15 protein-coding genes are annotated in these 19,461 nt (G+C 48.5%); 8 read left to right on the top strand and 7 right to left on the bottom strand.

The features are described 5' to 3' along the window. Positions 1 to 118: 118 nt before the first annotated feature. The gene (locus M0P91_RS00285) at positions 119 to 1,573 is read right to left on the bottom strand and encodes a flagellin B (RefSeq protein ID WP_295062834.1); all 1,455 of its coding nucleotides are present in this window, start codon (positions 1,571 to 1,573) and stop codon (positions 119 to 121) included. A 289-nt stretch (positions 1,574 to 1,862) separates the two neighbouring features. Then, positions 1,863 to 3,320, bottom strand: coding sequence for a flagellin B (locus M0P91_RS00280; protein ID WP_295062831.1), 1,458 nt, complete (start codon positions 3,318 to 3,320; stop codon positions 1,863 to 1,865). A gap of 243 nt (positions 3,321 to 3,563) precedes the next feature. On the opposite strand from M0P91_RS00280, the gene topA reads away from it, so the two are divergent. From topA to M0P91_RS00260, 4 genes are all read left to right on the top strand, one after another. Beyond that, the gene (gene topA, locus M0P91_RS00275; RefSeq protein WP_295062829.1) at positions 3,564 to 5,783 is read left to right on the top strand and encodes a type I DNA topoisomerase; all 2,220 of its coding nucleotides are present in this window, start codon (positions 3,564 to 3,566) and stop codon (positions 5,781 to 5,783) included. 132 nt (positions 5,784 to 5,915) lie between these two features. Next, positions 5,916 to 6,431: a metallophosphoesterase family protein gene (locus M0P91_RS00270; RefSeq protein ID WP_295062826.1), complete on the top strand. Its 516-nt coding sequence runs from the start codon at positions 5,916 to 5,918 to the stop codon at positions 6,429 to 6,431. Between the two features lie 2 nt (positions 6,432 to 6,433). After that, the gene (locus M0P91_RS00265; RefSeq protein ID WP_295062823.1) at positions 6,434 to 7,285 is read left to right on the top strand and encodes a biotin synthase; all 852 of its coding nucleotides are present in this window, start codon (positions 6,434 to 6,436) and stop codon (positions 7,283 to 7,285) included. 186 nt (positions 7,286 to 7,471) lie between these two features. Then, positions 7,472 to 7,825 carry an AMMECR1 domain-containing protein gene (locus tag M0P91_RS00260; RefSeq protein WP_295062822.1) on the top strand — a complete coding sequence of 118 codons (354 nt, stop codon included), beginning with the start codon at positions 7,472 to 7,474 and terminating at the stop codon, positions 7,823 to 7,825. Positions 7,826 to 7,986: 161 nt separating this feature from the next. Here the strand turns inward: M0P91_RS00260 and M0P91_RS00255 are convergent, their stop codons facing one another. Then, positions 7,987 to 8,940 carry an NAD(P)-binding domain-containing protein gene (locus tag M0P91_RS00255; RefSeq protein WP_295062819.1) on the bottom strand — a complete coding sequence of 318 codons (954 nt, stop codon included), beginning with the start codon at positions 8,938 to 8,940 and terminating at the stop codon, positions 7,987 to 7,989. Between the two features lie 66 nt (positions 8,941 to 9,006). Here M0P91_RS00255 and M0P91_RS00250 point away from each other — a divergent pair, with 66 nt between their 5' ends. Together M0P91_RS00250 and M0P91_RS00245 are read left to right on the top strand one after the other, a co-directional pair. After that, positions 9,007 to 9,351 carry a hypothetical protein gene (locus tag M0P91_RS00250; protein WP_295062817.1) on the top strand — a complete coding sequence of 115 codons (345 nt, stop codon included), beginning with the start codon at positions 9,007 to 9,009 and terminating at the stop codon, positions 9,349 to 9,351. A 98-nt stretch (positions 9,352 to 9,449) separates the two neighbouring features. Further along, the gene (locus M0P91_RS00245) at positions 9,450 to 10,529 is read left to right on the top strand and encodes an OmpA family protein (RefSeq protein ID WP_295062814.1); all 1,080 of its coding nucleotides are present in this window, start codon (positions 9,450 to 9,452) and stop codon (positions 10,527 to 10,529) included. 36 nt (positions 10,530 to 10,565) lie between these two features. Here the strand turns inward: M0P91_RS00245 and msrA are convergent, their stop codons facing one another. Further along, positions 10,566 to 11,099: a peptide-methionine (S)-S-oxide reductase MsrA gene (msrA, locus tag M0P91_RS00240; RefSeq protein ID WP_295062811.1), complete on the bottom strand. Its 534-nt coding sequence runs from the start codon at positions 11,097 to 11,099 to the stop codon at positions 10,566 to 10,568. Positions 11,100 to 11,468: 369 nt separating this feature from the next. Here msrA and M0P91_RS00235 point away from each other — a divergent pair, with 369 nt between their 5' ends. Next, complete coding sequence (locus M0P91_RS00235; protein ID WP_295062808.1) at positions 11,469 to 12,638, top strand: FAD-dependent oxidoreductase; 1,170 nt, start codon at positions 11,469 to 11,471, stop codon at positions 12,636 to 12,638. Here M0P91_RS00235 and M0P91_RS00230 read toward each other — a convergent pair. Then, the gene (locus M0P91_RS00230) at positions 12,613 to 15,183 is read right to left on the bottom strand and encodes an ABC transporter substrate-binding protein (RefSeq protein ID WP_295062805.1); all 2,571 of its coding nucleotides are present in this window, start codon (positions 15,181 to 15,183) and stop codon (positions 12,613 to 12,615) included. The two genes, M0P91_RS00235 and M0P91_RS00230, sit on opposite strands and share 26 nt — an antisense overlap. Positions 15,184 to 15,322: 139 nt before the next feature. Here M0P91_RS00230 and metH point away from each other — a divergent pair, with 139 nt between their 5' ends. After that, positions 15,323 to 18,820 carry a methionine synthase gene (gene metH / locus M0P91_RS00225; protein ID WP_295062802.1) on the top strand — a complete coding sequence of 1,166 codons (3,498 nt, stop codon included), beginning with the start codon at positions 15,323 to 15,325 and terminating at the stop codon, positions 18,818 to 18,820. Positions 18,821 to 18,871: 51 nt separating this feature from the next. Here metH and M0P91_RS00220 read toward each other — a convergent pair whose 3' ends face one another. Next, complete coding sequence (locus tag M0P91_RS00220; protein ID WP_295062799.1) at positions 18,872 to 19,147, bottom strand: type II toxin-antitoxin system RelE/ParE family toxin; 276 nt, start codon at positions 19,145 to 19,147, stop codon at positions 18,872 to 18,874. Continuing rightward, positions 19,137 to 19,358 (bottom strand): hypothetical protein, encoded by a 222-nt coding sequence (locus tag M0P91_RS00215; protein WP_295062796.1) that lies wholly within the window; start codon positions 19,356 to 19,358, stop codon positions 19,137 to 19,139. The genes M0P91_RS00220 and M0P91_RS00215 overlap by 11 nt, the downstream gene beginning before the upstream one ends. Positions 19,359 to 19,461 lie beyond the last annotated feature (103 nt).

Here is a 19,461-nt window from a genome sequence, read left to right as displayed (position 1 = left end):
ATAAAGTTTGGTATAAGATGAGAGAACAATAGAGGGATAGGCGTGTCAAAAATCATCTCGGAAACGATAGAAAGGGGGAGTGAGCAGAAACTACCCGCACAGAGCGGGTAGGGAAGAACTACTGAAGCAGTTTGAGGACGTTTTGCTGAGTGGCATTCGCCTGACTCATCGCATACGATCCCGACTGCGCAAGGATATTGAATTTAGAGAAATTCGCCGACTCCGCCGCGAAATCGACGTCACGGATTTGAGATTCCGCCGCTTTGACGTTAACCTGTGTCACCGTAATGTTGTTCACGGTAGAGACCAACTGATTTTGAACCGATCCGAGGTCTGAACGGATTTTATCGAGCAATTTGGTCGCCGATTCGGCAATCGTCATCGTCGCCATCGCGCCGCGAAGAGAGGTGACCCCCGCTCCGATACCGGTTGAGATATCCCCCAACGCCGAAGAGTAGGCGTTCGCCCCGATCGCATTGGCATCGGTGGATTCGATATTCCCCCGGACACTGCCGAGATTTAAAACCGAAGCGGCCATAGCGGAGATACCGATACCGTCACCCGAAACCTTGATCGCACGGGCATCCAGACGCGAAAGGGTCAACTTCCCGAGATTCTCCCCCTCCGTAATCCCTCCGACCGCAATACCCGATACGTTAATCGCACGACCGTCCGTTGATTTCAGATGCAGTGCACCGCTTTGATCCACCGACGCTTCAACCCCGGTCAAATCTTTGACCGCATTGATCGCATTCACGACCTGCCCGTCCGAATCGTTCGCTTTGGCACTCGTGATATCCCCGATGACGATACCGTTGATCGTAAGGCCCGAGATACTCCCCGCCGCAATAGAAGCAGACATAACGGTCTCAACACGATACGATGCACGTACCCCCGTCTGATCCGATACGTTGTTGATCGCATCGGCCACTTTGTTGATCCCGTTGGCCGCACCGTTACTGACGATTACCGCCGATAATGCGACCGATTTGGTCCCCGTACTGAAGGTCAATGAGACCGATCCTTCCGTCGACATAGAGATACCCGTTGCAAAACTGGAGGTACCGATTTTACTCGACGTCGTACTTCCGATCGACGCGGTCACCGTCTGGTTGCTGTAGGCACCGACTTGGAACTCTTTATTGGTAAATCCCCCCGCGAGAAGAGTCTGACCGTTGTAGGACGTGCTATTGGCGATATTGTCCAAAGACTCCATCAAACGGCTGATGTCGGCCTGAATCGCTTTACGCGACGTCGTTGTCTGACCGTCTTGCGCTGCCTGAGTCGCTTTAGTTTTAATGGTGTCCAAAATCTTAATTTGCTCATCCATCGCTTTGTCGGCGATTTGAACGATACTGATTCCGTCGTTCGCGTTTGAAACCGCCTGACCAAGGGAACTCGCCTGTGAACGGAGCGCATCGGCGATCGCCATACCCGAAGCGTCGTCTGCCGCCGTATTAATACGCAAACCCGAGGAGAGTTTGGAAAGTGCCCCATCGATATTACGGTTGTTCATCGTTGCATTGGCATGGGCGTTCATCGCCCCGACATTGGTATTAATTCTAAAACCCATGATAAATCCTTATTTGGTAGTTTCGCGTCCATGCGCTTTTCAGACCAAATAGAAGCAAAAAGAGTTCCACTATTAAAACAACGGTGCAACCAGATGAAAACTATTCGACTGATTTCGAAAATAAAGGGTAATAAAAAGATTGGGGGAAGAAGAAAGTGGCCGTATCAAGCGGGTACGAAAGGGGAAAGGAGAGTGCCCCAGGGCACTCTCACGGTACTATTGGAGCAATCGAAGGACGTTTTCACAGAAACGTATTACGCAACCGAAAGGTTGCTATACGATCTTGCTACTATTGTAGCAATCTCAATACATTTTGCTGAGTGGCATTCGCCTGACTCATCGCATACGATCCCGACTGCGCAAGGATATTGAATTTGGAGAAATTCGCCGACTCCGCCGCGAAATCGACGTCACGGATTTGAGATTCCGCCGCTTTGACGTTAACCTGTGTCACCGTAATGTTGTTCACGGTAGAGACCAACTGATTTTGAACCGATCCGAGGTCTGAACGGATTTTATCGAGCAATTTGGTCGCCGATTCGGCAATCGTCATCGTCGCCATCGCGCCGCGAAGAGAGGTGACCCCCGCTCCGATACCGGTTGAGATATCGGTCAATGAAGAGGAGTATGCATTCGCACCGATCGACTTCGCATCGGTAGATTCGATATTACCCCGTACACTGCCGAGATTCAGAACCGAAGCGGCCAAAGTAGAAACCCCGGCCCCTGTTCCGGAAACAACGATCGCACGGGCATCCAGACGTGAAAGGGTCAATTGACCGATGTTTTCACCCTGTGTAATACCGGTGGTTGCGGCACTTGCTGAAAGCAAAATAGCACGACCGTCCATTGATTTCAAATGCAACGAACCGCCTTGGTCTACAGATGCTTCAACTCCGGTCAAATCTTTAACCGCATTGATCGCATTGACCAACTGTCCGTCCGAATCGTTTGCTTTCGCGCTGTTAATCGCCCCGATAACGATACCGTTAATCGTAAGCCCTTCGATACTTCCCGCCGCAATCGCTTCAGACATAACCGTCTCAACGCGGTACGATGCACGTACCCCCGTCTGATCTGAAATATTGTTAATCGCGTCAGCTACCTTGTTGATCCCGTTGGCCGCACCGTTACTGACGGTGATCGCCGCCATCGTAATCGATTTGGTACCGGTACTGAAGACCAAAGAAACAGCACCCTCAGCCGACATAGCCACACCCGTCGCAAAACTGGACGTACCGATTTTACTCGATGTTGTATTCCCGATCGAAGCGGTTACGGTCTGGTTGCTGTAGGCACCGACTTGGAACTCTTTATTGGTAAATCCGCCCGCAAGGAGGTTTTGACCGTTGTATGAAGTTGTATTGGCGATATTGTCCAAAGACTCCATCAAACGACCGATGTCCGCTTGAATCGCTTTACGAGAACTGGCCGTTTGACCGTCTTGCGCCGCTTGCGTCGCTTTGGTTTTAATGGTATCTAAAATTTTAATCTGCTCATCCATCGCTTTGTCGGCAATCTGTACGATACTGATTCCGTCATTCGCATTTGAAACCGCTTGACCGAGTGAACTCGCCTGTGAACGGAGCGCATCCGCGATCGCCATACCCGAAGCATCATCTGATGCGGTATTAATACGAAGACCCGAAGAGAGTTTAGACAATGAATTGTCAATATTACGATTGTTCATCGTTGCATTAGCGTGAGCGTTCATCGCCCCAACGTTTGTATTAATTCTAAAACCCATGATAAATCCTTTTATCGCAAGAGGCTAAGCTCTTAAGTTATTTCAGCATCCTTGCTGTTACTAACTATATCGGATAATAAATAAAAAGTTTTAACAGATTTGCCGCTTTTTTTGTTACACTTTCGAAATTATATTAATTATAGAACGGTAAAGGGGCAAAGCCCCCTTGCCTACGCTTGCTGCACATGGCACTGAAGCTTGCCTCTAACGAGGCAGAAAATAACAACATTAGGACCAATTTTTTTGAAACTCATTATTGTAGAGTCTCCGGCCAAGGCCAAGACCATTAAAAACTTCCTCTCCAAAGATTACGAAGTGATTGCTTCCAAAGGGCATATCCGTGATCTTCCCAAAAACCGTTTCGGCATTAAGATCGAAAATGAGACGATCCTCCCCGAGTACCGTGTCAGCGAGGAGAGTACCGCCACCGTCAAGCAAATACAGGAACTGGCCAAAAAGAGCGACACCATCTATATCGCGACCGACGAAGACCGTGAAGGGGAAGCCATCGGCTGGCACATTGCCCATGCGATCGGCAAAGATCCCGAATCACTCCCTAGAATCGTCTTCCATGAGATCACCAAAAATGCGATCACCCATGCCCTCGAAACCCCCCGTTCCATCGATATGGACCGGGTCAATGCCCAGCAGGCACGCCGTCTGTTAGACCGCATTGTCGGCTACAAACTCTCACCGCTGCTTGCCAGCAAGATCCAAAAAGGGCTCTCAGCGGGACGGGTCCAATCCTCTACCCTGAAAATCGTCATTGACCGCGAACGGGAAATCCGCGCTTTTATCCCCGAAGAGTACTGGAGTATCGATACCCTCTTCCGCCCTGATATCGAAGCGACGCTGACCCTTTTCGAGGGGACCAAAATCGACAAACTCACCATCAAAAACAAGGAAGAAGCGGCCCGAATCGTAGAGAGTCTCAAATTTCAACACTACACCATCGGTGAAATCGAAACCAAAGAGCGTAAATCCTCCACCCCTCCGCCGTTTATGACGTCAACGCTCCAGCAAAGTGCCTCATCTCAGCTGGGATTCTCCCCGAAAAAGACGATGATGGTCGCCCAAGCCCTCTATGAAGGGGTCAAAACGCCCGAAGGGACCAGCGGAGTCATCACCTATATGCGTACCGACTCGCTGAACCTTGCCGCCGAAGCGGTCGAAGCGGCGCGCGAACTCATTCTCGATCGCTACGGCAAAGAGTACCTCCCCGCCGCACCGAAAGTGTATGTCAAAAAAGCCAAAGGGGCGCAAGAGGCGCACGAAGCAATCCGTCCGACGATGCTTGCCTTTACCCCCGAAGTCGCAGCCACCTTTCTCAAACCCGATGAGATCAAACTCTACCGCCTGATTTATAACCGCTTTGTAGCCTGCCAGATGAACGATGCGCGGTTTGAACAGCAAAGCATCACATTTGAAAGCCCTGATGCGCAGTTCAGAGCGACCGGGCGCAGACTCTTGTTTGACGGCTTTTACCGTGTCGTGGGAAGCGATGACAAAGACAAACTCCTGCCGCCGTTGACAACCGGCGATCCCATCGATTTGCAAAGCATTGCTACCGAACAGCATTTTACCGAGCCCCCTTCACGTTATTCGGAAGCGAGTCTAATCAAAAAACTTGAATCCGAAGGGATCGGGCGGCCATCAACGTATGCACCGACGGTATCCACCCTGCAAGCACGCAACTACATCGAAATCGAAAAGCGTGCCATAATCCCGACCGAAATTGCCTTTACCGTCACCGAAATGCTTGAAAAACACTTCGAAGAGATCGTCGACGTATCGTTTACCGCAACAATGGAAGAGACGCTTGACGAGATCGGGGAAGAGGGAAAATCGTGGCATAAAATTATCCTCGATTTTTACACCCCGTTCATCGCAAAAATCGATGAGGGGAAAACCTCAATCGTAAGTTTGAAGATGGCCAAGCCGCTGGGACGCAACTGCCCGCAGTGCGGGAGCGAACTGCTGCTGCGTTCAGGCCGTTTCGGTGAGTTTATCGCCTGTAGCGGTTTTCCGAAATGCAAATACACCGAACAAACCGAAGAGAATCAGAAAGAGGGTTCTACCCCTGCGGATGAAATTAGCGAAGAGATGTGTGACAAATGCGGCAGCCCTATGGTGATTAAAAACGGCCGTAACGGCAAATTCCTCGCCTGCAGCGCTTACCCCAAATGCAAAAACACCAAAACCCTCGCGGAGCAAAAAACCTCCGACGTGCCGTGTCCGGAGTGCGGCGGGAAACTGCTGTGGCGTCAGTCACGCCGAGGGGCATTCTGGGGATGCGAACACTACCCGACATGCAAATTTATCTCCAAATTCGAGCCAAGTGACAAAAAATGCGAAGTCGAAGGGTGCGGCGGAGCACTTGCCCCGCGTACCTATCGAAATAAAGAAGTATACGAGTGCACCAAATGCAAAGACCGAACACCGCGAGAAGAGGCAGATGAATAGCATTCAAGCACGCAAGCGTGCGCGGGCCTGCTGCCGAAGCAAAACAAGGGTACCGCTCGGCGAAGTCGATGTTTCCTCGAAACGCAGCGTAGCCGGGCGGGGCTTTGCTCCGTCGGCGTGTCAGGAATCAAAATGAAAATCGGCCTTTTGTCCGATACCCATACCAAAAAAGGGCGTTCCCAAAAAGTGATTGACCATCTTAAAAGGGAAGGGGCCGAATTTTTGATCCATGCCGGAGATATCGTCAAACCGGAAATTCTTCAGCAGCTCAAAGCCAGCGATCTTCGTTACATTGCCGTCTACGGCAATAACGATGCAGCGTTGTATTCCTATCACGACAAATTTCATCTTGTCCAAGAGCCCCATTACTTTAAACTGAGCGGGGTAACATTCAAATTAATGCATCTCCCTTTTTACATGAGCGCCGACGCCGAAGTCGTTATTTTCGGGCATACCCATATCTTTGAGTGCGACTTTAAAAACAAAACCCTGTTTCTCAATCCCGGCGAAGCGTGTGCCAGAGACAAGCCCTATTCAAGCTGTGCCATGCTGGAAGTTACCGACACTGCTTTTAAAGTGATCCACTATTCACGTGCTCTGGGAACGGAAGTTTTCGATGCACGCACCTATTTATTTGAGAGATCCTAATCATGTCCACTAAAATTTTCCTCTGCTCTATCTGTAATATCAACAGCGGCACCTGCAACGAAGACTGCAAATTCTGCTCCCAAAGTGTCAAGTACAAAGCCGATATCGAGCGCTACCGTCAAAAACCGATGGATCAGATTCTGGAAGAAGCACGCCGTCTCGAAGGGTTGGGGGCTCTGGGTTTTTGTCTCGTCACGGCCCAAAAAGGGCTGGATGACAAAACCCTCGAATTTGTCTGCAACGTCGCACGTACCCTCAAACACGAAGTTCCCCGTCTGCGTCTCATCGCCTGTAACGGAACGGCATCTCTCGAACAGCTGCAAGAGCTTAAACGCGCCGGAGTAAGTGCCTACAACCACAATCTCGAAACGAGCCGTGCATTTTACCCTGAAGTGTGTACGACCCATCCGTGGGAGGAGCGGTATGAGACCTGCGAAAACGTCAACCGCTCCGGACTTAAACTCATCAGCGGCGGAATTTTCGGAATGGGAGAGACGCAAGACGACCGCCTAAGTATGCTCCACTCTCTCAAAGAGCTTAATCCCGTCTCGGTCCCCCTCAATTTCTACCACCACAATCCGGCACTGCCGCTGAATCCGAGCCCTCTCTCGGTCGATGAGGCGCTGGAGCTGATCACCCTCTCCCGTAACATTCTCGATCAAGCCGATCGGATCATGATCGCGGGGGGGCGTGAAATCACTTTCAAAGAGCGTCAGCACGAAATTTTTAAAGCCGGAGCCAACAGCATTGTCATCGGCAACTACCTCACAACAGCCGGACGTGAAGCCCATACCGATCTCCGGATGCTTCAGGAACTTGGATTTGAAATTGCCCTCTCACCCGACGATAAGTGAGTTACTGACTTTACGCACCTTTTTCAAAAGGGGCGAAATAGGTCAGTAATCTCCCGTATCCGAAAGATGCGGGTAGCTTCAGGGGGTTGTAGGGACGTCCGTCCCTGCCACTTTCTGGGCTTTGCTCAGAAAGTGCGTAACATCAGTGAGTTATAATAGCAGTAAAGCCAAAAGGGGAGTCTTTCAATGTCACAATCGGTATTGTTGAGCCTTGCCCGTAAATCGATCGAAGAGGTGTTAAGAGCCGAACGGACGATCAATCGGACGGAGTTTTTAGAGAAGTACCCTATTTTAAACGAAATCATGGGGACCCAGATTACCCTCTATCTAAACGATAAAATACGGGGGCGCGCGACGACGCAATCCCCCACCCGTTCGCTGCTGGACGATATCATCTACAACGCCAAGATTGCCGCATTTCAAGATCCCGTATTTACCCCCATCGTCACCTCGGAATATCTCTCCATCGCTATTGAGCTGATACTGTTTACCGCCGAGGGCCCCCTCTCTCATACCGATACCCCTATTTTAAAAGAGTAACGGATATTGGGCGTTGATGTTACGCACTTTCCGGGCAAAGCCCGTAAAGTGGCAGGGACAAATGTCCCCTGCACCCCCCTAAAGCTACCCGCATCTTTCGGATGCGGGAGATTAACCGATCTAACGTCATGCACTTTTCTAATACGGGAGGTGAGACGGACTTAATCCATTTGACGGATGATGTAATTTGCAATGGCGTAACCGTGATTCAATCCAAGGGCAATCGAACCACCCGATTCTTGGGTAATATCTCCGGCGACAAAAAGGCCCGGAATATTGGTCTGATAGTTTTCATCATGCACCGGCTTCCCCTCCTCTTCTTGTATTCCGCTGCTTTGCAAAAATCCGCTCGGGGTCGTCCCGCCGATTGCATAGACCAGACGATCGAATAATTCGGTGTTTCCGCCGCTAAAGAGCACCTTGACTTTTCCGCTTTCGCTTTCAAGTTCCGTAATCTCGGTATTTAACAATGGGCGCACGCACCCTCCCGCTACCGCTTTTTCGATATCGGCCTGATTGGTCGGATTGGCCCGACGGAAAGTACCGCGCCGATAGCAGATACTCACCTCGTTTTTTTCACACAAATCCACCGCATATTCAATCGCCGAATCCCCTCCGCCGACAACCATAATCTTCTCCCCGGCACCGCACTCATCTAGGGTATAATGAATTTGATTTTTAATCGAAGGGGGGATCTTGTAATCGGGTTTGTTCGGTTTTCCCATCCGTCCGATCGTTACGACGACATATTTTGCGTGAATACTTCCGCCGGCGATAAAAACCTCAAATCCGCCTTCTTGTTTAACAATTTTCTGCACTTCCGTGTGAGTCCGAAGCTCCAACGATTCATGATCCAGCAACTGATCGAAAAAATCCAGGGTACTCTCTTTCGTCCCGTCCATAAAATAGATGGTTCCGTCCAGTTCTACCTTCTGCCCTTTCCAATCTTTGTCGACCCGTTTCTTGTCTTTATAAAATTTTCGTATCGTTGCGTTATGGTTCTCGTCTTTTTCCAGCAAAACAATATCGCGCATCCCCAGAACATAACTCTCGATTGCCGTTGCAATTCCGGCAGGACCGGCGCCTATAATGACCAATTCATAATTATTTTTCATACACCGTCTCCATGACAAAAGTAGAGTACTCTATCACAAGAGGGATAAAATTCAATTTATGCTATTATGCTTCGCATGTATTATGTTATCCAGCGCCATCAAGGTGATCCGAAAAAGCACTATCTTGCCTACACTGTTCCAAGATATATCAGTTCTAAAAACAGTCAGAACGTTATATTTGAATTTCAGGTGGAGGGAAAAATCAAACGCAAATGGGCGCCCAAAACCGAAATCATCCTCCTTACCGACAACCGTGAATTGTTTAAAACCACCCTCAACCGGCTTGAAACACTGAAACAAACCCACCTTGAAAAAATTGATACGGCTCAAACACTGCTCAACAATGAACTTTCAGCCCTCCTCACTAGCATGCAAGAAGAGTTTGAAAATATCAAAAAATCGGTTGAGTGACAATTAGCAACCTTTTTTCACACGATTTTAATCTATAACATGCGATACTTCCGTTAACTATATTAACAATAGGCCAAAAAAGTCTTGAGGAGTCTTAAATGATGAAAAAACTAGCTTTGTCCGGTTTGCTTGCTGCAACATTAGTAAGCGGCGCCGAATACAATTATGAAATCAGCCCGATGGCAGGGATCGCTATCCCGAATGACGGACAATGGATGAAAAATCATGGTGTGTACGGTGCAGAGATGCAGTTTAATGAGTGCGGAACCTCTTTAAAACCGGAGCTGTCTCTCCTTTACAGCAATGCCGATTACGTTAACGCCGCAGGCAGTACCAATATTTTCCGTTCCGCCCTGAACGGCGTGTATGAGCTTCCGAAAAGCAACGGCATCACCCCTTTCCTAAAAATGGGTTTCGGGTATGAAATGATGAGCAATCATCAGTTCGACAACCATAACGGAGCGTTTGCCGATGCCGGCGCCGGAGTTAAAATCGGTCTGGCCGAACAGCTTGCGTTGAAACTGGAAGCAATTAAAATGTTGAAAAACAACAACTTTAGCGGTGATAACAACTTGCTGCTTATGGCAGGATTGAGTTTCGCATTCGGTGAAAAGCCACAACCGGTTATCCCGGTAGCCGCTGCGGTAGTTGCGGCCCCGGTGGTCGTCCCTGTACCGGAACCGGTTCCTGAGCCGGTCGTCGTTCCCGCTCCGGTGGTGGTTAAAGCGGCCCCGGTGGTTGCAGCACCGATCGATAGTGACAAAGACGGGGTGTTCGATCCGCAGGACAAATGTCCGAACACTCCGGCCGGGTTCAAAGTGGACACCGACGGATGCCCTGTCATTACCGCCACCCTAGAGTTGAAATTTGCCGTCAATTCCAATGCTGTTGACGCGGAAGGGACCGAAAAAGTAAAAGTATTCGCGACGTTCATGAAAGATATCCCTGAGTATAAAGCGGCCATCGTCGGACATACCGACAGTGACGGGTCGAATGAGTTTAACCAAAAGCTTTCTGAAAAACGGGCGAATCATGTTAAATCAATGCTTGTTAAAGAAGGGGTTGCCGAGAATCGTCTAACCACAAGCGGCAAAGGGGAATCCATCCCGGTCGCTACCAATGCAACCAAAGAGGGGCGTGCGCAAAACCGCCGTATCGAAGTTGAGTTGAGCCGCTAAATTATCTTTATTTTATTCCCGCATCGTGCGGGAACCCTACTTTTTAGCTTTATCTTTGAATTTACCCATAAACTTCTCTATTTTCGGCGCAATCACCATAGCGCAATACCCCTGTGTCGGATGCTCGCTGTAATAATTTTGATGATACCCTTCCGCTTCATAAAACTCCGGAGCCGGTGACAACTCCGTCACTATCGGATCTTCCCAAATTTTCTGCGCCTTTTCAATCGAACAAAGAGCCGCATTTTTTTGCTCTTCATTATAATAATAGATCACCGACCGGTATTGCGTCCCTTTATCGGCCCCTTGGGCATTGAGGGTGGTCGGGTTGTGAATTTCCCAAAAAATTTCCAAAATCTCATCGTAACCGATCACATCCGTATCGTACGTGATTTCTACCACCTCGGCATGCCCGGTAGCTCCGCTACACACCTGTTCATAACTCGGATTTTTGCGGGGGCCTCCGGCATAGCCGCTGATCGCGGCATCTACCCCCTCTACCCGATTATAAACCGCTTCAATGCACCAAAAACATCCGCCCCCCACTAAAGCTTTCCCCTTTTGTCCCATCCTGGTCTCCCTAAATTTTTCACAGATTATCGGCTTTTTTCACTGCAAAGGGGCTCAGACGATTCAGTCAGCTCAAATTTTTAAGTTGCCGGTGCGCACCTGTTATCCTTCGGTAATCTTTTAGCGTTACGATTCGATTGTTACATTACCGGAAAGGAAAAATAATGGAAAAGTTAACACCGTTTGAAAAAATGTTGCTTAAAAAATTGCGTCAATCAAAACGTGGCCGTTGGATGGTCGATTAATCCTCATGGTACGTGCAGGCGTATCTCTTAGCAATCGCTTCTCTAATTGACTTACCTCTCTTCAATTGACTATAATCGTATTATTCATCCATAAAAAAATTTATTCTTGTTATATAAAGGTCTTATGAAAAAAGTCGTGATTTTAGGCGGAGGTATCGCCGGTGTCGAAGCAGCCATATATTGTCGCAAAGCGGGATTTGCAGTGGAGCTGGTCAGCGAACGCGATTATCTGTTCGTCTATCCGATCGCCATCTGGATTCCGGTCTCCACCCTCCCTTTTGAAAAAGCACTTCTTCCGTTATCCCGGTTGGCACAAAAGCACGGGTTTACCCTCACCATCGATCAGGTCCGGGCAATCAGTAGCGCACAAAAGCAGTTTACCCTTGAAAAAGCGGGGGTGCGTCACGAAGAGATCGTCATCATTGCCCTCGGTGCCGGTAAAATGAAACCGCAGGGGGTAGAGCATACCCTCAGCATCTGTGGAGATCCCGAACAATCCCTCCTTCTCAAAGAAAAAATCGATTCCCTTATCGCACAAGGATACGGGAAAATAAACTTTGGCTTCGGGGGGAACCCCAAAGATATGAGTGCCGTACGGGGAGGACCCGGATTTGAACTTTTTTTTAATCTTCACCACCGTCTCAAACGCCTTGGAATACGGGAAAAATACGAGATGACTTTTTTTGCTCCGATGGCGGAACCGGGAGGACGCATGGGGGCTAAAGCCCTCTCTATGTTACGCACGATGTTCGAGTCCAACCGTTTCCACACCCGTTACGGCAAAAAAATCAAACAATTTGAATCCGAAAAAATCATTTTTGAAGACGATACGGTATTAGAAAGCGATCTAACGATGTTTATTCCGGCAGGATCCGGACACCCTTTTATTTTAGAATCCGATCTTCCGAAAAACGGTGCGGGCTTTATCCGGATCGATTCGACGTGTCAGATCGAAGGGGTAGAGGCATGGTATGCGATAGGAGATGCCGCAGCGCTCGAAGGGCCCGAATGGAAAGCCAAGCAGGGGCATATTGCCGAAGTAATGGCCCGCCATGCAGCGCATAATCTCGCCGTCACCTATCTGGGACGAGAGGGGAACAAACAGACCTATCATGAGCATCTGAGTATTATATGCCTCATGGATATGGGGGAGGGTGCCGGGTTCATCTATCGCGATCATACCAAAGCATTTTTTATCCCGATCCCCTTCATCGGGCACGGGATGAAACAGCTGTGGGGACACTACTACAAGCTCTCCAAGAAAGGGATTATCCCGCGAATCCCCGGTCTGTAAAGGGGATCTCATGGAGATTCTGCTTTAACCGGATAATAAAATTGGCCCCGTAAGGGGTATTTTCGACACTTAAATTACCGAAAAAATGTTTCTCGATAATCATTTTTGCCATATACAATCCGATGCCCGTCCCCTGCGATTCAAATTTGGTGGTGAAGTAGGGATCGAAAATTTTGTCTATAATTGACGGAGGGATCCCCCCTCCGGTATCTTCGATCGATATCCGGTAATCAAGCCCCTCTTTATCGCACCGTATCCGAATCATCCGCAATTCATTGTGCTGCTGTTCAATCGCTTCACGGGCATTATTGACGATATTGATAATCACCTGTTTCAGCTCATTCGGATAGATCATGATGGCGATGGTCGGATCAATCTCTTTTTCGATTATAATTTTTTTACGTCTCAATAGCGGTCCCAAAAGGTTTTCAACATCGGCGATAAGGGTATCAATATTGACCAACGACAATGTCCGGTCTTGTTTGAAAAAATTACGGAAATCATCAATCGTCTGGGACATATACTGTATCTGTGTCTCCGCAATTTCAATCGCTTTTCCCGCATTACTGTTGGCATCCATTCCATAGCTCAAATTTAACTGTGTCATGGTTATGCCCAGAATATTGAGCGGTTGACGCCATTGATGGGCAATGGATTCAAGCATCGAACCGATCTCAGCCATCTTCGCCTGCTGCATCAGCAGTTTCTCCTGAACACGATTTTTTTCGACCGCTTTTTCAACCTCATTTTGCAGACGCAGATTAAACGATTCCAATTCATCGGTCCGTTGCCGAACCAGAGTATCCAATCGCCGATTCTTATAGGCAATTAATAAAAAAACAAACAAAACAATAGACGCCACCATCCCGATTTTTTTATAATCGACCGGCTCTTTTTGTTCCATCACCAACCAGTTACCGTGAATTTTTTCGTATTCTTTGGCGGTAACCGATACCAAAACCTTATCGGCAATTACGGCGAGGAGCCCCCAATCACTGCGAAAGCCAAATCCGAATTCATATTGATACGGCGTTTCACCCACTACTTTAAGATGCTTCAAATCATGCCGGTCAATCAGGTAACTGACGATATTAAGCCCCTCTACGCACCCGTAAACCTCTCCGTTAGCCACTTTCTGAAGTGCTTCAAGGGGGGTATCGACCACTACCAAATGCAATTGGGAATAGTGTTCCCGCAAAATCTCTTCGGTTGCATTTCCCCGAACTACCGCTATGGTCTCCCCGTCAAGATCGTACAGATCATTAACATACCCCACCTTGGAATTGGCGACAATAACCATGGACTGCTTCATGTAGGGTTTGGAATAAAGAATATCGGAATGATCTTTTCTGGTAATGGCGGCACAGGAGAGCATATCCAGTTTTTTATTCTCGACCGCTTTGCGCGCATCGCTCCAATGCTGGTAGCTGTAATCGACCTCGAACCGTATTCCTAGCCGTTTTTCCAATACTTTGAGATACGATGCACTGATCCCATAATGCTTCCCCATATCATCTACAAATTCAACCGGAGGGCGCTCTTTATCAATGCCGATGTGAATAACGGGGTGATTTCTGAGCCATTTTTTCTCATTTTCACTTAAATGCACTTCGCTGTTTTTATAGATAATCGGCTCTGCCGAATACAGATCATTCACGATCCCCATCAGCCGATACCCTTGGGCCATCATCTCCAGACGGACCGGATCGAAGGTGCCAAAAGCGACATTGGGGCGGAATGCGAGCTCTTTGAGAACTTTCCCCTCGTAAATCAGACTTTCAAGCGATTTATGTTGCGGATTGTAGTTATGATAGATGATTTCAGCCGTCTCTTCGATGTGATCGAATGCCCAGCGCCATCCTTCCATGCTGGCATTGTAAAATGCCCCCATCCGTTCCGGATGTTTCGTATATTCGTTTTGACTCGAAAACAAAATATCGCTGTAAAAATCGAACCCGTAATCTTTTGGATGGATAGCGCGGGTTTTTACCCCTTTTTTTTCAAGGATAAACGGTTCGTTCGACAGATACGAAGCCATGGCATCCGTTTCATTACGTTCCAACGAACTCGCACTGTAAGAATGGGGCTGATAGATATAATCGTGGGTGCCGATACCGACACTGCGCATCATTGCCTGGATTTCGGCTCCGTTGGCCACATCGCTGGTCAGCATAATCCGTTTTCCCCGCAGATCTTTGGCTGTTTTGATCCCCGAATCTTCCCGAACCAATAACATCATCGGGGAAGATTGAAACATTGCCGCCATCAAAACGATCGGCTTCCCCTTCAAACTGTCGACAATCAGCGACGTATGCCCCACGGCATACTGAGCCTTGTTTTCCATGACCGCCGTCAGTGGGTTAATCTTGCTCCGGGCATCATGAATCGTCACCTCCAAATCGGCATCACGATAATACCCTTTCTCTTTGGCAACATAAAATCCGGCAAACTGAAACTGATGGAGCCAGGAGAGCTGGAGGGTTACCGACTCTTTTGACCATATCGGTGAGGTTAATAGCATAACGATCATCGCACTTTTTATCATATCTTAAGTGTACCGAAACAATTATCTTTTGTCCCTTAGAACCTCTTATGTTCCATTAGGGTAAAATCGCGTTTAAAGAGTGTTATTATCTATACTCACACTTGCCCGATCCGGGCAGAATTTCTATCGAAGGTCATTTATGTCGGTTAAATACACTCTCCTTGAAACCATTCAAAAACGCCCCCTCATCATCGACGGAGCCATGGGAACCCAGCTTCAGGAACGTGCCGACAAGATTCCCGATAGCGCTTGGGAAGGGTTGGAGGGGTGTAACGAACTACTCAATGTCACCTGTCCTGAGGTAATGAGTTCCATTTTTCACGCCTATCTCACTGCGGGAGCCGACCTGATCACCACCAATACGTTCGGTTCTTTTGACTGGGTTTTGGACGAATACGGGATCGGCCACCGCGCCTACGAACTCTCCCGCGCGGGAGCCGCCGTATGCAAAGCCGAATGCGACACATTCTCCACCCCGGAACATCCCCGATTTGTCCTCGGTTCCATCGGGCCGGGAACGAAACTCCCCTCACTCGGACACATTCACTATGATGAAATGTTTACGGGATATTTGGAGTGTTGCTTAGGACTCATCGACGGCGGATGCGATATTTTCCTCCTAGAGACCTGCCAAGACCCGTTACAGATCAAAGCGGCTCTCCACGCCTGTGAAGCCGCCAACCGTGAGCGAGGAACCACCCTCCCCATCATGGTCTCCGTCACGATCGAGCTTGCGGGAAGCATGCTCATCGGAACGGACGCACAAACGATTGCTGCCATCTTGGAGCCTTTCGACATCATCAGCCTCGGATTCAACTGCGGTACGGGGCCGGAACAATACGGCAAACACGTCAAAACCCTCTCCGAAGTGTGGGGAAGAGCGATCTCGGTTCATGCCAATGCGGGACTTCCCCAAAATCGCGGCGGATATTCGTACTATCCGATGGGACCCGATGAGTTTGCCCAGTTTCAATCCGACTTTTTAAACTACGACGGTGTCAGTTTTCTCGGCGGATGTTGCGGAACCACCCCTCAGCATATCCGCGCCCTCGTGAATAAAGTCTCTGCTCTCATTCCGAAAAAACCAAGCGGAACAATGAACCCCTCTATCGCATCGCTCTTCAACACAGTAGAGCTGATCCAAGAACCCTCACCGCTCCTCATCGGGGAACGCTCCAACTCTACGGGATCGAAAGCGTTTCGCGAACTCATCATCGCGAGTGATTACGAGGGGACTCTCAGTGTCGGTCAGGCACAAGTACGTGACGGGGCCCACTGTCTCGATGTTAACGTCGAGTTTGCAGGACGTGACGGTGCGGTCGATATGGCGCACGTTATGCGGCTCTACAACCAAAAAATCCCCCTCCCCCTCATGCCTGATGCGACGCGGGTCAATACGATGGAAGAGGCCCTCAAATGTATCGGCGGAAAACCGATCATCAACTCCGTCAACCTCGAAGACGGGGAAGAGCGTCTGGACGCCATTTGCTCCCTCGCCAAAAAATTCGGAACCGCCCTCGTGTGTCTCGTTATCGATGAAAAAGGGATGGCAAAAACGACGGCGGATAAAATGCGGATCGCGGAGCGCATCTATGATCTGTGTGTCAACCGTCACGGGATCGATCCTAGAAACTTGATGTTCGATATGCTCACCTTTACGGTGGGAAGCGGTGATGTGGAGTACCGTGACGCCGCGATCCAAACCCTCGAAGCGATCCGTCAATTGCACGCCAAGTATCCGAATGTCGGCTCAACTTTGGGGCTTTCGAATATCTCGTTCGGTTTGAGTATGAATGCGCGGGTTTATCTTAACAGCGTCTTTTTACACCACTGTCTCGAAGCGGGGATGACCTCGGTCATCATCAATGTTAAACACATCGTGCCGCTTGCCAAAATGTCTGATGAAGATCGCTCTATCTGTGAAGAACTACTGTTCCATCCCGATGATCAGTCCCTCTTTAAATTTATCAACCATTTCAGCGATAAAACGATCGATAACTCTAAAAACGATGAAGCCTATGAGGCGATGAGTGATGAGGAGAAAATTGCCAAACTTCTCCTTGATGGGGACAAAGAGCGGATGATTCCGTTGGTGGAGAAAACGCGTCACACCATCAACCCCGACCGCATTGTCAATGAGATCCTCATCGATGCGATGAAAGTGGTCGGTGAGCTTTTCGGATCGGGAAAAATGCAGCTGCCGTTTGTCTTGCAAAGTGCCGAAACGATGAAAACGACGGTCGATTATCTCAACCCTTACCTCTCAAAACAAGAAAAAGAGACCGATACCACCCTCGTGATCGGCACCGTCAAAGGTGATGTTCACGACGTAGGGAAAAATCTCGTCGATATCATCCTCTCCAACAACGGCTTTAAAGTGATCAATATCGGAATCAAAACCGAACTCGAAGAGTATTTGGACGTAATGAAAACCAAAGAGATTCATGCCATCGGAATGTCGGGGCTCCTCGTGAAATCAACCCAAGTGATGAAAGACAATCTTGAAATCATGGCTTCCCGTGGGATTACGACCCCTGTTTTACTTGGAGGGGCGGCGCTCACCCGAAGTTTCGTCGATGATTTTTGCCGACCGATCTATACCGGAGCAATCTTTTATTGCCGCGATGCATTTGACGGCGTTATCGCGATGAGTCGGATCGAAAAATACAATGCCGATCCGAGTGTCGGGCTTGATACCCGTTTAGGCGGTGATATGGTTGAGAAGCCGGCCAAAGAGGTGATCGAAGTCATTATCCCCCCATATCATACGCTCAAAATGCCGAGTGCAGTCAAAATCCCGACTCCCCCGTTTTGGGGACGACGGGTGCTTCGTAAAGAACAACTCGATTTTGAGATGGTGTGCGGTTGGATTAACAAACGGAGCCTCTTCAAAATGCACTGGGGATACAAACGCTCCGGCATGGCGGTAGAAGAGTATAAAAAACTCCTCGAGACCAAAGTCTATCCCGCGTATGAGCGAATCAAAAAAGAGATAGTCAAACGGGGCTTATTTGATCCGACTGTCATTTACGGATATTACCCCGTCCGAAGCAGTGATCAAGAGATACTTATTTTCGATGAGAGCTGCGGATGGAATATCGATGACAATGCCAATCGTCAGCCGCTGGACGATGTGATCGGAAATGCTAAATACGTTTTTGAATTTCCACGTCAACGCAAATCCCCTCACCGTGCTTTGAGTGATTTTTTCGCTCACACGAGAGATGATGTATTACCGCTAACGTGTGTTAGTGTGGGGGATAAATTCAGCGAGTACGAAAAAGAGCTCTACGCCAATAATGAGTATTTGGAATACAATCTGGTACACGGTTTTGGGGTGGAACTTGCCGAAGCGTTAGCCGAAGTGGCACACAAACAGATCCGTTTGGATCTTAATATCGCGCATGAAGATGAGGGATACAGCCTACGAGATGTCCGTCTCAACCGTTACGCAGGTGCGCGGTACAGTTTCGGCTATCCCGCCTGTCCGGATCTCGAACCGACTCAGATTATCTTTGATTTGCTCAAGCCTGAAGAGTTTGGAATCACCCTCTCGGAAACGTTCCAAATCCATCCGGAGCAAAGCACAACGGCTCTCGTCGTCCATCACAAAGAGGCGACGTACTATAATATTTAACGCCGTTCGCCCTGAGCGAAGGGTGAATTCATGGTTCGACAAAACATAGGATCAGACTACGTCACTCATCCATTCATTCTGATTGAAGATACCTAAAATAACGATATTGTCACCGTCGATCAAATAGGGAATTGTGTAACCTTTGTGGATTAATTCGCGGTCGCCGTCTTCAGTTGGTCTCCCTTTTCGGGGATGATCTACTAAACTATCCAAATGTTCCATTAACTCATAGTAAAATCTCTCGGCATTTTTCGGATTTGATTTTCCGATGAATTTAACTGCCTGTTTGATCTCTCTTTTGAAGCGATTGGATTTTCTAACTTGCAACAGCGTTGATCTCTTTTAGATAATCTTCGATCTCTTCCATTCCCTCATGCAATGGAGTAGTCTCCATTTTACCGCTTTTATACTCTTCGATACGGCGTTTCACCTCATCCGTATACCACGGCTTTGGGTCTATCGTAACCGCTTCTTCCGGTAAAGTACTCAAAAGTTTTAACGCTTCTTCGGCATAAAGGTCGTTTACTCGTATTGTCATAACGTCCCCTTTTTTGTATTGGGAAAATTATAACACGGTTTGAAAATATTTGGACGTAGACTATGATTAAGAATGCCATTCAAAACATCACTCTTTATTCCCC

Source organism: Sulfuricurvum sp., assembly GCF_023229695.1.
In the GTDB taxonomy this organism is placed as follows: domain Bacteria; phylum Campylobacterota; class Campylobacteria; order Campylobacterales; family Sulfurimonadaceae; genus Sulfuricurvum.
Note: the sequence above shows the minus strand (reverse complement) of the source record. Positions and strands in the feature narration are given on the sequence as shown.

What these genes read in the sequence shown, in the direction of transcription:
- M0P91_RS00285 (WP_295062834.1), bottom strand. Translation starts at nt 1,573, where the DNA reads ATGGGTTTTAGAATTAATACCAATGTCGGGGCGATGAACGCCCATGCC.
- M0P91_RS00280 (WP_295062831.1), bottom strand. Translation starts at nt 3,320, where the DNA reads ATGGGTTTTAGAATTAATACAAACGTTGGGGCGATGAACGCTCACGCT.
- M0P91_RS00270 (WP_295062826.1), top strand. Translation starts at nt 5,916, where the DNA reads ATGAAAATCGGCCTTTTGTCCGATACCCATACCAAAAAAGGGCGTTCC.
- M0P91_RS00265 (WP_295062823.1), top strand. Translation starts at nt 6,434, where the DNA reads ATGTCCACTAAAATTTTCCTCTGCTCTATCTGTAATATCAACAGCGGC.
- M0P91_RS00260 (WP_295062822.1), top strand. Translation starts at nt 7,472, where the DNA reads ATGTCACAATCGGTATTGTTGAGCCTTGCCCGTAAATCGATCGAAGAG.
- M0P91_RS00255 (WP_295062819.1), bottom strand. Translation starts at nt 8,940, where the DNA reads ATGAAAAATAATTATGAATTGGTCATTATAGGCGCCGGTCCTGCCGGA.
- M0P91_RS00250 (WP_295062817.1), top strand. Translation starts at nt 9,007, where the DNA reads ATGCTTCGCATGTATTATGTTATCCAGCGCCATCAAGGTGATCCGAAA.
- M0P91_RS00245 (WP_295062814.1), top strand. Translation starts at nt 9,450, where the DNA reads ATGATGAAAAAACTAGCTTTGTCCGGTTTGCTTGCTGCAACATTAGTA.
- msrA (WP_295062811.1), bottom strand. Translation starts at nt 11,099, where the DNA reads ATGGGACAAAAGGGGAAAGCTTTAGTGGGGGGCGGATGTTTTTGGTGC.
- M0P91_RS00235 (WP_295062808.1), top strand. Translation starts at nt 11,469, where the DNA reads ATGAAAAAAGTCGTGATTTTAGGCGGAGGTATCGCCGGTGTCGAAGCA.
- M0P91_RS00230 (WP_295062805.1), bottom strand. Translation starts at nt 15,183, where the DNA reads ATGATAAAAAGTGCGATGATCGTTATGCTATTAACCTCACCGATATGG.
- metH (WP_295062802.1), top strand. Translation starts at nt 15,323, where the DNA reads ATGTCGGTTAAATACACTCTCCTTGAAACCATTCAAAAACGCCCCCTC.
- M0P91_RS00215 (WP_295062796.1), bottom strand. Translation starts at nt 19,358, where the DNA reads ATGACAATACGAGTAAACGACCTTTATGCCGAAGAAGCGTTAAAACTT.